At 34.1% G+C, this 14,017-nt stretch carries 8 protein-coding genes and 1 tRNA gene; 4 read left to right on the top strand and 5 right to left on the bottom strand.

Annotation, left to right across the window (positions count from 1 at the left end):
• Positions 1-1,761, top strand: coding sequence for a RagB/SusD family nutrient uptake outer membrane protein (locus tag CLV73_RS02740; protein WP_100375350.1), 1,761 nt, complete (start codon positions 1-3; stop codon positions 1,759-1,761).
• Positions 1,762-1,931: 170 nt separating this feature from the next.
• On the opposite strand, the gene CLV73_RS02735 is transcribed toward CLV73_RS02740, so the two are convergent.
• The 5 genes from CLV73_RS02735 to CLV73_RS02715 form a co-directional block, all read right to left on the bottom strand.
• A complete protein-coding gene (locus CLV73_RS02735) occupies positions 1,932-2,714 on the bottom strand; it encodes a hypothetical protein (protein WP_100375349.1) in 783 nt (260 codons plus the stop codon).
• 2 nt (positions 2,715-2,716) lie between these two features.
• Positions 2,717-3,592 (bottom strand): hypothetical protein, encoded by an 876-nt coding sequence (locus CLV73_RS02730; protein ID WP_100375348.1) that lies wholly within the window; start codon positions 3,590-3,592, stop codon positions 2,717-2,719.
• Positions 3,593-3,596: 4 nt separating this feature from the next.
• Positions 3,597-4,418, bottom strand: coding sequence for a hypothetical protein (locus tag CLV73_RS02725; RefSeq protein ID WP_157798706.1), 822 nt, complete (start codon positions 4,416-4,418; stop codon positions 3,597-3,599).
• Positions 4,419-5,401: 983 nt separating this feature from the next.
• Positions 5,402-5,489: transfer RNA gene (locus CLV73_RS02720), tRNA-Ser, on the bottom strand.
• A 201-nt stretch (positions 5,490-5,690) separates the two neighbouring features.
• Complete coding sequence (locus CLV73_RS02715; protein ID WP_100375346.1) at positions 5,691-7,493, bottom strand: hypothetical protein; 1,803 nt, start codon at positions 7,491-7,493, stop codon at positions 5,691-5,693.
• 304 nt (positions 7,494-7,797) lie between these two features.
• Between CLV73_RS02715 and CLV73_RS02710 the strand changes: the two genes are divergently transcribed.
• The 3 genes from CLV73_RS02710 to CLV73_RS02700 all read left to right on the top strand — a co-directional run bounded on the left by CLV73_RS02710 (position 7,798) and on the right by CLV73_RS02700 (position 13,044).
• The gene (locus tag CLV73_RS02710; RefSeq protein WP_100375345.1) at positions 7,798-10,608 is read left to right on the top strand and encodes a TonB-dependent receptor; all 2,811 of its coding nucleotides are present in this window, start codon (positions 7,798-7,800) and stop codon (positions 10,606-10,608) included.
• A 42-nt stretch (positions 10,609-10,650) separates the two neighbouring features.
• Positions 10,651-11,679, top strand: a complete 1,029-nt coding sequence (locus CLV73_RS02705) for a phytase (RefSeq protein WP_100375344.1) — start codon at positions 10,651-10,653, stop codon at positions 11,677-11,679.
• 306 nt (positions 11,680-11,985) lie between these two features.
• Positions 11,986-13,044, top strand: coding sequence for a 3-oxoacyl-ACP synthase III family protein (locus CLV73_RS02700; protein WP_100375343.1), 1,059 nt, complete (start codon positions 11,986-11,988; stop codon positions 13,042-13,044).
• Positions 13,045-14,017 lie beyond the last annotated feature (973 nt).

Genomic DNA, 14,017 nt, shown 5'->3' with positions numbered 1-14,017 from the left:
ATGAAATCAACATTTTTAAATATTAATAAAATAGTTTTATCGGTAGCGGTAATATCATTAATAGGATGTACCAATTTGGATGAAAAGCTGCTTGACGAAGTTCCGAGTTCCGTAGCTGCAGATCCTGAAGCTTCTTTGGCTGCCGCTTACGGACAGCTTGGTGACGGAACTTTTGTAGATCACGGAAGTGTATTCGCCTTACAGGAATACTCTACAGATGAAGCTATCTTACCTACCAGAGGAAGCGACTGGGGAGATGGAGGAAAATGGAGAGCAATGCACGAATTTACCTGGGATCCTAATAACGATGTGGTAAAAACAACGTTCAATCAACTGACATTAGGGATTACCAAATCTTTAACCGCTATCGGAAGCATCAACCAAAGCAATATCAGTAATAAAGCTTTATTCTTAGCCGAAGCAAAAGGTTTGTTAGCTTACTATACCTACACAACGATCGATTTGTTCGGACAGGCTCCTTACAGGGATCCAGATAATCTGAATGCACCTATCGAAATTAAGAAAGCAGAAACTACGATTGATGCTTTAATTACCGAAGTTGAAGGGCTTATTCCCAATTTAGCGGATATTAAAACCCAAAATACCCATGCCGGAAGATTTACCAAACAGGCAGCATATGCTTTACTGGCAGATATGTACCTGAACAGAGCCGTTCTAAAAAATAAGACAGCGGCTACGTTTAATTTTACGGAGCAGGCAATTAATGGAGGCGGAACAGATATGGATAAAGTTATTCAATATTCCAATCTACTGATTAACGGAGGGCTTTTCAGCTTAGAATCCAATTATTTCCACAATTTTGATATTAATAATGACAATAGCAAAGAATTGATTTTCACGATTGTTCAGAAGAAAAATTCACTTAGAAATGCGGACAATGACCTTGCCTATATGTCGATGGAAAGAATTCAGAAACCATCACCGGATAACAGAGGAACAAACGCTTCCTGCATTACTCCCGAATTCTATTATTCATGGAACGGAAATCATGATGACCCCCGTTTTCAGAGAACCTATCAGTATGAAGACGGAACCTGGTTTAGAAATGATGGAACCGATGTAAGTGTACCATCAACAAGTAAAGTGGAAGGAACAGGAAAACCGTGGTTTCATTTCAACAGAGGATTACAGGTTGGTCAACAATATGGCCCGAAAATTCTTGCCAATGGTAATTTTGATATGACTGCTGACGGAAGAATTAAAGTTTATAAATTATTCACAGAAAAAAATACAACCCTTGCTGCCGATTTCACACCTGAACTTAATTTTGATAATCCTGCGGAAGCAGTATTTACACAGGCTCAGATCAACAGAGGGGTAAGAAACTTCAAGTTTGAATTTGATCCTGGTTACGGAAACAACGGAACCAGCGGAATGGATGTACCCTTGTACAGATTAGGAACCATCTATATGATGAGAGCAGAAGCCTATTTCAGAAGCGGGAATGTAACTGCAGCTTTGGCAGACGTGAACAAATTAAGAACAAGCAGAACCAATGATGCTTTAAAGAATAACACACCAGGTGTTGCGCTTACTTCATTGGATGCCAATACATTATTTAAAGAATCAGGCTATGAGCTGTATTGGGAAATGTACAGAAGGAAAGCGATGATCAGATTCGGGAAATTTGACCTTGCAGGAACAGCAAAACCTGCGACTCAGCCCTACAGAAGAATATTCCCTATTCCGCAGGCAACTCTTGACGTTTCCAAGGAATTCACCCAAAATCCAGGCTATTAATTTCTTTTCATCAAATTAATTTTTTTCGTAGAAAGTGATTGTCTTCTTAGACAGTCACTTTTTTTGTTGAGAGATCATTTGGAGCTATTTTACACTAATAAAAAACCTGAAAATGATTAATTTTCAGGTTTAAATTTTATATGTTTTCTTTACAATATTATAAACGAAAACTAGTAAGTCTGAAGCATAGAAGTTGTTAATGTAGACTGTGACATCGCACTATTCAAATTGGATGTATCAACAGCCCTTCCTATTCCTAAATTAGCTTCATTACTTCCTGAGCCTAAATTTCTATTCGTACAGGCAGCTTTTACAACATATGAACCGGCAGCCAAAGCATCCAAAGTGACATTTAAATTATAAATCCGATAACTCCCCGGAACACCACGGACAACATCATTTCGTACAGCTTTTAAAACCCCGGGAGCACCATCCTTTTCTACGAAAATACCACATGCATAACTTGCCGAACCTGTTGTCCAGGACAAACCTGTACGTCTGGCGATCTGAACAGTAGTCTGAAAAGATAATATTGCCTTAGATTTATTATCTGTACGGGTAACTACAAAACTATCTGTTATACCAGGTATGTAAGACCAATCAGTAGCAGAATATGGAGCATCCATAGTATAAATTCCTGTACTTCCAGACTCGGTAAATTCTATTCCGACATTATCCTTTACCGTATTCAAATAATATAATGAAAGACTTCCCGTACCATTGGCTATTTGAAAAGTTTTCCAGGTATCCGATGTTGGACCCGCTACAGAAAATATCTGCCCTGTAGTTCCTTCAGCACCCGTCGTAGTAGGAGTTCCTCCTGTTCGAATTTCTTTTCTAACATTTAATGTACCATTTACATCAAGGGTTTTTGCAGGAGTATTGGTATTAATACCTACTTGACCATTACAGATGGCAGCAAAGAAAACTCCTATTATATAAATATTTTTCATTTTTATGGATTTACTATTGGTGAAAAATTCTGTGGGATTTCATAAACATCAACTTTCAGAGAAGATTGTGTCATGAAATTATTTAAATTGCTTATAGATGTGGTTGCCGGAACTCCAATACCCAAAGTTAATCCTGATACAGGATTCGTTAGCCTTGAACAAGCAACACTCACTGAATGGGTACCCGTTGTAAGATTTTCAACACCTCCAATCTGAGTATGAGTTATAAATGTACTCGCATTAGGACTCGCGGTAACCTTATTGATTCTTATACTTTTTAGTAACCCATCTACAAAAATACCACATGCAAATTTAATATTAGATCCGTCCCCTGCTGTATTATTTTGCTGTACTACAGTTTCGAAGAGCAGATAAGTACTATTTTGCGTACTATTAACCGTAAAATTTTGAGACAAACCTGGTATTGTCTTAAAATTTTTCCCAGCCACCGTTAAAGATGTAAGTGGCGTATCCTGAGCAAAATCTGTTGCGGGGACTACAGCCGTTGCTGTTTCTGCATTCGTGAATGTAATTCCCTGACCGGTTTTTCCAGAAGGTCCCTGATTTGTTGCATTTGAAGTATTTAAATCCCTAAAAGAATCATTAAAGATAAGATAATACTTATTCGTTAAATATTCCGGAATTCTGAATGTTTTCCATGTTGGTGAAGTATTCGGTCCTCTAGAAACCAAAACCTGTCCTACACTCCCGGGAACAAGTGTACCCGTACCATTATCTAAAAATAATTTTTTCCCTATATTGATGTCTCCATTTACATCGAGATTGTTTCTAGGATTCGTTGTAGCCACCCCGACATTGCCTTGTGCACATAATAAAGTTGAGATCAGAGTAATTGAAAATATTAATGTCTTTTTCATGATTCTAATTGGTATAGGTAACAAGTTCTGCAATATCGATTTTAAGTAAAGATCTCAAGCTAAAAGCATTTGAGGAATTATTAGTCAAAATTGGCGTGGGACCATAAGTAGGAATATTAACACCAATTCTAAAATAATTGTTGGTTACATCCGAGGAAGAAATCTTTCTACAAGCAACATCCACTGTATAATTACCTATGGGAACATTTTCCTCTGTATAATTTAATGTGAAAATACTCTGCGTTGGTGCAGTATCAATTGCTGCAATACCATCAGGTCTTAATGCAACAAGCTTATCATTCTTAAAAATACCGCAAATAAAATCTACAGAAGAACCCGCACCTGCTACTTTATTTACTAATTCAACCCCTGACTGCACCTGATACGTTATCTTATTCTGAGATGCCTTAATTTCCACCGGAATACTCAAGCCAGTTATTTTAGCCCATTTTGCCGGATCAAAATCTTCATTCAGATTACTCGTTACAGGAGAAGAAGCAGCTACGCTATTTGACAAAGTTGTAATACCTGTTTGATCTGTTTTCAGATAAGTATTTATTAACTTATACTGAGAATTTTCCATAAAAGGAATATTTGCATATCTCCAAACCGGAGGCTGTCCGGCTCCCTTCGAAACTAAAACCTGATCCACACTGCCTTTATCACCATTTACAACATCCGTTCCTCCCACACTTAGTGCTTTTCTTAATGCTAAATCTCCGTTCACATCTAACGTAGATTTAGGTGTCGCTGTATTAATTCCCACTTGAGAAAACATTTTCATGAACATTAGAAAAGTAAGAATTAATGTACCTGTGTACTTCATAAAATTGTGTTTAAATTAATAGAAACTTGAAAGAGTATAAATATTTACACCTCTATTTATATAGTATTTTTAATATTTTCATGTTTTAATTAATTTATTTAATCACATACTCCAATAATTATAATATTTTTTCATAATTATCTTATTCGTTTGCATATTGATAATATGTTGATTATTTCATAAACAGATTATGATATTAAAATATATAAAAATCATAAAATAGAAAATAATTTTAAACAAACAACATTTGTCAAAAACAATACCAATAAGCGATTTTGATTAAAAAATTTCACAAATATAATTCATTTTAAAGTATATTTTGCATTTTAACCAAAACAAACGTAAAAAAATAAACATAAATCCTTTTTATGTGAAAAAAATACATTTATCAAATATTCAAAAAAAATAAAATATTGATATAAATAATATATCAATAAATATTTATATCAATAGAATATTACAAGTTTGAATAAAAAGAACAAATCCAAATAATTCAATTTCAATACAAAATAATTTGTACTTAACAGCTTTTAAAGAATTAAAATAGAAAGTTTAACACTCTAAATTCTATGAACAACCTATAAAGACATAGATATTGTAGTAATTCTAAGAACCTATTCATGATTTATTAATTTTCTACAAATCAAAACATCTGATAGAAAACAGCAGATTACGATGTTTAAAATTAAAAACGATAAAGTTTTATAGCTTATTAAAAAAATAATTCCGAATAAAAACTATAATATGTTAACAAATTACTTTTTGTTAACACTTTTTGCAAGATGTACAATCATTAGACAGCCTATTTATTGGTCGGGTCTTCCTTGATTTTTTGTGGCCCATTTTTGTAATTTCTTGAATGGGACACGAAATAGGACATATAAATCGTGACCCTATTTTGTTTTTTTTGATACTGCGCTAAAACAAAAAAACGCTATAAACATTGATGTTTACAGCGTTTTAGCTTATTTTGGTTTCTAACCTGGCGGAGAGTGAGGGATTCGAACCCCCGGACCTGTTACAGTCAACAGTTTTCAAGACTGCCGCAATCGACCACTCTGCCAACTCTCCATAAACTCCGATTATATCGTCGTTTTCAGTGGTGCAAATATAGAACTATTTTTACTATTGACAAAATTATTTTTAGAAAAAAATATTACTTTTGAATTTATTCCAGAAAAGGTCTATTTTATAGACTATCAATCCAAAAAGAATTGTAAAATAAACATCTATAAACAAAGTCCTTCAACTCTAGTTGAAGGACTCTTTATTTTAACTTTCAGGAATTTCAATTTTCCCTAATAACAACCTATAATCATTTAATTGTTGTTTAATTGTATTCACATCTGTTTTAAAGAAATCCGAAACCGATAACAATTCTTCATAATAAGTAATTCCACTAAAAAGGTTTTCTTTAAATACTTTCCATTTTTTGATTTGGGAATTGCTGATTTTGCCTATAAAATCACAGATATCTTTCTTCAGATAATCAACATATAATTTTAATTCATTAATCAGTATATTCGGTCGATTCTCGTAAGAAATAATATTGTTATTGCCATAAATATGCTGTACCATTTCATTAAGAGAAACTTCTTTATCAAAAAAAGCTAAATTCGGTCCCGGACAGATAACTACTCCCTGCTTCTCCCCTTTTATGTCTAAATCATGTTCCATATAAACCGAATTTACCAAACCTACACAAAGACAAGCTTTCTCAGTAATGACTTCTTTCTTTTTCTGAAACTGTGTTTCTGTCAGATGCTCCTTTTCCTGAGCCAACTCTCCAAGCTTTATATCCTGATATTTTTTAGAGGCCGTACAAATTCCTTTTGGAGAATATTCCTTACTTAGCGCCAGCAGTTTCTTAGGACATGAACTTCCATAATAATCTTTAGATTCCTTGTTTCGTCTAAAAATTTCGTTTGAAGTTCCTTTCACGGTATTAAAAGGAACTCCTAATGGAGAAAGATTACTCAAATAGAAATCATTTTCTTTTGATTTTGCAAGTAGTTGTCTGGTTTCATTATCCATAGCTGTAGCTTCCGGAACCAAAAGAAACGGTGATCCCCAACCGACACTGTTCACTTCATAAGTTTTCAAAAGAAACTCATGTTCTTCAGCGGTCCCTACTCCACCCTGAACGGTAATTTTCATTTCTAAAGGTTGAACAACTGTATATTTTCCTTTTTGCTCAAGTGCTTTTACCATCAAAGAATGAGCAGAATCTATCAGCTCATTTTTTCTTTCCTTGAATTCTTGCATAATCGGTCCCAACAATAGTCCTTCTGTTGCAAAAGCATGACCGCCACAATTCAATCCGGATTCTATCCTGTATTCAGAAACCCAAAGTCCTTTTTTAGCCAAGAAGTTCCCCTGAATCATGGCTGAACGGAAATCGCTCACTTTCAGAATGATTTTCTTTTTCAGAAAACCGTTTTCATCAGGAAAAAAATCATCAAATTCTTCGATATAGCTGTATAAGCGGGGATTCATTCCTGCAGAAAGCACCATAGAGGATGACAATTTACTTTTCGCAAACCCCCGTAATGAAGCATGCGCATCATTATACATCACCGGTAATTGTTCGTTTTTATAAAAATTATCCTTATCGACTTTTGTCATGATATTGACATCGATATTTCCGGGAGAAAGATGATTTTCAATAAAAATTTTAACAGAAGAAGCAAAATCATCCTTTTTAGTCAGAAGATTTTGCAGACCGTTTTTAAGCTCTGAAGCACCGGGAAGCATTTCCATAAAGTTTCTTAAAGCGGTTTTGTTCTTCGAAATTTCCTCTTTAAAAGCTTCAAACTTTTCATTGACGATATCATCCATCATGTCCAGATAATCTGTAATTCTCTTAGCACGATAGTCGTCAATCTTTGTTGAAATACTTGGATACTTCAGATTGAACTTTTTGCTGTAAAAGTTTTTCATTTTTTCTATAATCTCATCATCAATTATAGAAACTACGGAAGAAATGCCGTATTGCGCTACACGAATAGGACTGTCTATGGTGTACGCCAAACCCATTACGGGAATATGGAAATTGTGCAAAGGTTTTTGGATCATTTTTTATATTGATTAAAATAAATGTCTTACCCTTAAATTCCCATCAACTTATTTCACTTCTGCAAAAATATCAGTTTAAAATTAATTATGCCTACAATAACAAATCATTTTTCATAATCTGTCTAAAATCATCTTTACTAATAAAAACCCATAGGAAAAACCATTGATAAAAAATTAACAATAGTTTAATTTCAGCCTCAAAACAGCCTATCTACCGTAACAAATCATTAAAACAATCTTAAAATTCCCTTCAAAGCATTCTCCAAACAAGCATTTAATTTTGCCAAGATTAAATCTAAAGAAAGTGAAGAAAATTTTTACCTCCGTTCTCTTGTGTGCCTCTATTTATTTTTATGCACAAACAGGTACTGTTTCAGGAAACATTAATGATGATTCTAAAATTGCCCTTCCCGGAGCAAAAATTTCCCTGACTCCAGGAAATATCTATACGACTTCTGACGACCACGGAAATTTCGTTTTCTTAAATGTTCCGGCAGGAAGCTACACCATGAAAGTCGACTATCTTGGATATGGAATCAGAGAATACAACGTGACTGTAGAATCTGATAAAAATACCCAGCAAAATATCATTTTCGCAAGAAAAGAGACCACCATTGAAGAAGTTGTTGTCGCCGGAACCACGTTAAAAAATCAAGCTAGAGCTTTAAATAAGCAAAAAAATAACGCCAATATCACCAATGTCATTTCATCAGATCAGATCGGGCGTTTTCCCGATGCCAATATAGGGGATGCATTAAAACGTGTTCCCGGAATAACGATCCAAAACGATCAGGGTGAAGCTAGAAACCTGATCATAAGAGGCCTTGCTCCAAATTTGAACTCCGTTACCTTAAACGGTGACAGAATTCCTTCCGCAGAAGGAGATAACAGGAATGTTCAGATGGACTTGATTCCTTCCGATATGATCTCCACAATCGAAGTGAATAAAACTTTAACTCCTGATATGGATGCCGATGCCATTGGTGGTTCCGTGAACCTTATTACCAGGGTTTCTTCAAACGGAAAGAGAATTTCTGCAACGGTTGCTGGAGGTTACAGTCCTATTCGTGAAAAAGGAAATTATACTGCAGGATTGGTATATGGAGATCGCTTTCTGAATAAAAAATTGGGAGCCGTATTCAGCTTTTCCTATAATAACAACAATTTTGGTTCCGACAATATAGAACCGACATGGAGCCTTGCCAAAGATGCTGCACAAACAGCTTATGTAAGCAAAATGGGAATCCGCTACTATAATGAACACCGTATCAGGCACAGTTTTGATTTGAATATGGACTACGAATTTAATTCAAAAAACAAAATCTATGCTTCTGCAATGTACAATTTCAGGAATGATAAAGAAAACCGCTATGCTTTAGGATATAAAATAAAGCCCGTTTATAGTGCGGACAAAAGCCAGATTACCGATTGGGAAGGAAGTATCACCAGACAAGATAAAGCGGGAGATTACAACAATGACAACACTCGTTTGGAAAGGCAGAAAGTTCAGAACTATGCTTTACGAGGAGAACATCTTTTAGGTTCAAAAATAGATCTGGACTGGGCAATGAACTATGCTATAGCCAGTGAAAAAAAACCTCACGAAAGATATATTGAATTTGAAAATGAAGATCTGAGCTTCTCATCAAATTTAATCGATCCGAGAAAGCCTATGATTCTTCCTACTTCTCCTGATAATCTTGGAGACTATCAATTGAGCGACCTTTCGGATTCCAACAGCTTTACTCAGGAAAAAGAATTTGGAGCAAAGGTTAATTTGCGTTTCCCGTTCTCCGTTATTCAAGATCAGAAAGGGAGACTTCGTGTAGGAGCCCGCTTAAGATTAAAAACCAAAGAAAGAGAAAACGATTATTTCGCTTTTGAGCCGATCAATGATATGGGAAGTTTATTGAATGTTCCCACCACTTATTTCAACGGACACAATTTTCAGCCGGGAAATTATGTTCCGGGAACATTTGTAAGCACTTCTTATTTGGGAAGCCTGGATTTATTTAATCCTAATTTATTCAATTCAGAATCCAAACCTGAAGAATTCCTTTCAAGCAATTACAATGCAAAAGAGAATATTTATGCCGGATATGTTCGCTGGGATCAGGATTTCAGCGATAAGTTCTCAATGATTGTCGGAGCGCGTGTAGAAACAACAAGAATTGATTATACCGGGAATTATGTACTAGACGAAGAGGAATTGGCAGGAAAAATCACCAACACCAATACATACACCAATGTTCTTCCGAATGTATCATTTAAATACGTTCCGGCTCAGAACTTAGTGCTTCGTGCAGCCTTCACCACAGCTTTGGCCCGTCCAAATTATTATGCACTGGTTCCCTATCTTAATGTCATTTCAGGAGATGAAACCATTTCTGCAGGAAATCCGAATCTGAAAGCAACCTATGCTTATAATTTTGATTTCATGGCTGAAAAACATTTCAAATCAGTAGGTATTCTTTCGGGAGGTGTATTTTATAAGAATTTAAAAGATTTCATTTACACCTATTCAAGGAAGAATTATTCCGCAACAGATTTTGCTAATGATTTTGCAGGGCAAACCAACCCTATTCCTGCAGGAGAAAACAACTGGCTCTTTACGCAGCAGAGAAATGGTAACAATGTTGATCTTTATGGCTTTGAAGTTGCTTTGCAAAGACAGCTTGATTTCATTCCGGGTGCATTTTGGAAAGGTTTGGGAGTATATGTAAATTATACTTACACCCATTCCAAAGCAAAAGGAATCACCAATGAAGACGGTTTGGAAAGAACAGATGTAGGACTTCCGGGAACAGCCCCACATATGTTCAACGGATCGCTTTCCTGGGAAAACAAGCGTTTTTCAGCAAGAATTTCTATGAACTACGCATCTCATTATATTGATGAATTGGGTGGAAATTCTTTTGAAGACCGTTATTATGACAAACAGTTCTTTCTGGATGCAAATGCTTCCTATAAAATTACAAGCCAGCTGAGAGTTTTTGCTGAAGCGAATAATTTAACCAACCAGCCTTTGAGATATTATCAGGGAATTCAGGACAGAACTGCACAGGTTGAATATTACAGACCTAAATTTAATGTCGGAGTGAAATTCGATTTTTAATCATCTTTACAACGATACGTTTTTTACAGTTAGAGCATTTAAATGAAAAAAGTAAATTATATCATCGCCTTATCCATTCTGCCTTTTATACTAAGTTGTGCAGGACAGGGCTCATTAGGAAAAAAACTGAAGCCTTCTATTGTTACCGAAACCGTAATGTACGATACAGATGATCCTGCCATCTGGATCAATCCTCAGGATGCCTCAAAAAGCTTAATTATCGGAACAGATAAGGATACGAATGGCGGATTGTATGTTTTCGATCTGAATGGAAAAATTGTTCATAAAATTTTAGGATTAAAACGCCCTAATAATGTTGACATTGAATACGGATTTGATCTGAACGGAAAGAAGATTGATCTTGCAGCCACCACCGAAAGAGAAACCAATAAGGTAAAATTATATATGCTTCCCGATTTAAAAGAAATTGGAGAAATCTCAGTATTTGACGGTGAAACCGAACGTGGACCAATGGGAATCTCCATGTACAAAAATCCTCAAACCGGAGAAATCTTTGCAGTAGTCGGAAGAAAATCAGGGCCTAAAGATGGTTATCTGTGGCAGTATAAATTAGTTGAAAAAGATGGAGGAATCACGGGAGAAGTGGTTAGAAAATTCGGCAAATACAGTGGTTTAAAAGAAATCGAAAGTATTGCTGTTGATGATGAGGCAGGATATATTTATTATTCTGATGAAATGTTTGGTGTTCATCAATATTATGCCGATCCGGCAAAAGGGAATGAAGAACTTGCCGTTTTCGGAAAAGGAGATTTCAAATCAGATGTCGAGGGAATTTCAATATATCCTACCTCTTCAACAACAGGCTATATTTTAGTATCAAACCAGCAGAAAGATACTTTTAATGTTTATTTAAGAGAAAATCCTGAGAAAGGAAGAATTGCCGAAATTCCGGTATCTACAAAGGAAAGTGATGGTTCAGAAGTCACAAATGTAAATCTGGGCCCAAAATTCCCGAAAGGAATTTTTGTAGCCATGAGTAACGGCAAAGTCTTTCATATTTATGACTGGAGAATGTTGGAAGAAAGAATAAAAGCCAATATGAAACAATAAAGAAATAATTTCACTTACTATATTCAACGAAGCCACTGTAATTAAGTTAATTGCAGTGGTTTTATTTTTTATCCATTATATTCTCTATTAAAAAGTCAACAACAATCATCTTTAAATTTTAAAAATTTCAATAAAAATAAAATTCTGTTAAAAACCATTTATTAAAAATAATAATATTATGCAAAACTCTATTAATTTTATTTAATTTTTAGTTAAAAATACAATACACCTATTTTAATTCGTATCTTTACTTAATTATTCGCTTAACCACCCTATTAAAAGACGAAAAGTTAAAGTTTACATTTAATGACAAGCAAAATCATCGGCGTAGGTAATTACATCCCTTCAGAAACCATTACCAATTTATTTTTCGACAAACATATTTTCCTAAATGAGCAAGGAGATGCTTTAAAAGAAGATAACGCTTCTATCACCAGAAAATTACAAAAAATAACAGGTATTGTAGAAAGACGCTATGCTCACAGCAATGAAGTGACTTCGGATTTGGGTCTCATTGCCGCTCAACAGGCTATCGAAAATGCAGGTATAGATCCTGAAACCTTAGACTATATCATTTTTGCCCATAATTTTGGAGATGTAAAGTTTGGTACAATTCAGTCAGATATGGTTCCCAGCCTGGCTTCAAGAGTGAAGCATTCCTTACAAATCAAAAACAATTTTTGTGTTGCTTATGATGTATTATTCGGTTGTCCGGGATGGATTGAAGCGGTAATTCAGGCCAATGCTTTTATCAAATCCGGAATAGCAAAAAGATGTCTGGTTATTGGAGCCGAAACACTTTCCAGAGTTTCTGATATTCACGACAGAGACAGCATGATCTATGCAGATGGTGCAGGTGCCGTTGTTTTAGAATCCGTTGAAGACGGATCCGGAATTCAATCTCATTTGTCTGCTTCTTTTACCTATAAAGAAAAAGATTATTTATACTTTGGAAAATCATATAATAATGAAAACTGTCCGGATGTAAAATACATCAAAATGGATGGCAGAAAGATCTATGAATTTGCTCTTACCAATGTTCCGGAAGCAATGAAACAATGCCTGGATAAAAGTGGATTTTCAATTCATGATTTAGATAAAATCATTATTCATCAGGCCAATGAAAAAATGGATGAAGCGATCGTAGAAAGATTTTATCAACTGTACAATACACCACTGCCACCGAATATAATGCCGATGGTAATTGATAAATTAGGAAATAGCAGTGTGGCAACCATTCCTTCTCTACTCGCCATGATCTTAAAGGGAGAATTGAAAGAACATCAATTAGAAAAAGGAAATGTAGTTTTATTTGCTTCTGTAGGTGCAGGAATGAATATTAATGCTTTTGTTTATCAATTTTAGAATCCGTTAAATCTAAAATTTTATTTCAGTTAAGGTTAGCTGCCTTGTCATGTCCCTACATGAAATTTATTTTCAAAATTTGATTTGCAATATATCAGTAACAAACCCTTTTTTTCTATTTATTATAGAATTATTAATACTTTTTTACGCTTGATGCCTCAATGAGATACATAATGTAAAGAAGTAGATTATTTTATTGGTTTAGTATTGTTTTTCTATTGATTTTAGCAGCGAATTTATAATACCTTACTGCACGATTCAATACATTGGTTTTACCTCTTTCAATGGAACAATGTAATTGAATGAAGAGATCTTTTATGAAGATGATTTTTCATAGTCAAATGAAACAGAAGCTTAAAAAATTGATAAATCTCTATCAAAATAAAGCCCTAAAAAGCTAAAAATTACATCTGATAGATGTAAAAAAACTATTAAAATCTTTATGAAGCTTACGTATCATATATTTTAAAATTAAAAACAACTCTCAAAACATTGAAATATTTTTATTTTATTTATATATTTGTTTACCATACCTACTAAACGACATTCTTAATTCTGACAATCGACTATAAACTATACACATTCAGTATATAGATAGTTATTCTTGTGTTAATAAATTATTATTAAATAACCTTTATTATTATAAATATATCAGAAATAAATTCTTCCATCTCAGCTACTTTTAATCACTGTTTAATGAAAAAAAAGGATTTAATTTTAATAAAGACGCTAATTAAAGACATACAAAAGCAATTATATCAGAAATTAAATTTCTATGTATAATAAATATATATATAAATAAAAAGGAACAAATAAATACAAACAATTTATTATCAGATATTTAAATGTCATATTTCATTAATGTTAAAAAATTATTATTAAATATTGTTTATTATTGAAAATATAATAAAAATTAACTATTTTTATGCTTTCATAATAAACTATCAATTTATCCATAGGTAAGTTTTGATGT

The organism is Chryseobacterium geocarposphaerae, from assembly GCF_002797535.1.
Lineage (GTDB): Bacteria > Bacteroidota > Bacteroidia > Flavobacteriales > Weeksellaceae > Chryseobacterium > Chryseobacterium geocarposphaerae.
Note: the sequence above shows the minus strand (reverse complement) of the source record. Positions and strands in the feature narration are given on the sequence as shown.

Excerpts from the sequence above, each read along its gene's own strand:
- CLV73_RS02740 (WP_100375350.1), top strand. The coding sequence starts at position 1 with ATGAAATCAACATTTTTAAATATTAATAAAATAGTTTTATCGGTAGCG.
- CLV73_RS02735 (WP_100375349.1), bottom strand. The coding sequence starts at position 2,714 with ATGAAAAATATTTATATAATAGGAGTTTTCTTTGCTGCCATCTGTAAT.
- CLV73_RS02730 (WP_100375348.1), bottom strand. The coding sequence starts at position 3,592 with ATGAAAAAGACATTAATATTTTCAATTACTCTGATCTCAACTTTATTA.
- CLV73_RS02725 (WP_157798706.1), bottom strand. The coding sequence starts at position 4,418 with ATGAAGTACACAGGTACATTAATTCTTACTTTTCTAATGTTCATGAAA.
- CLV73_RS02715 (WP_100375346.1), bottom strand. The coding sequence starts at position 7,493 with ATGATCCAAAAACCTTTGCACAATTTCCATATTCCCGTAATGGGTTTG.
- CLV73_RS02705 (WP_100375344.1), top strand. The coding sequence starts at position 10,651 with ATGAAAAAAGTAAATTATATCATCGCCTTATCCATTCTGCCTTTTATA.
- CLV73_RS02700 (WP_100375343.1), top strand. The coding sequence starts at position 11,986 with ATGACAAGCAAAATCATCGGCGTAGGTAATTACATCCCTTCAGAAACC.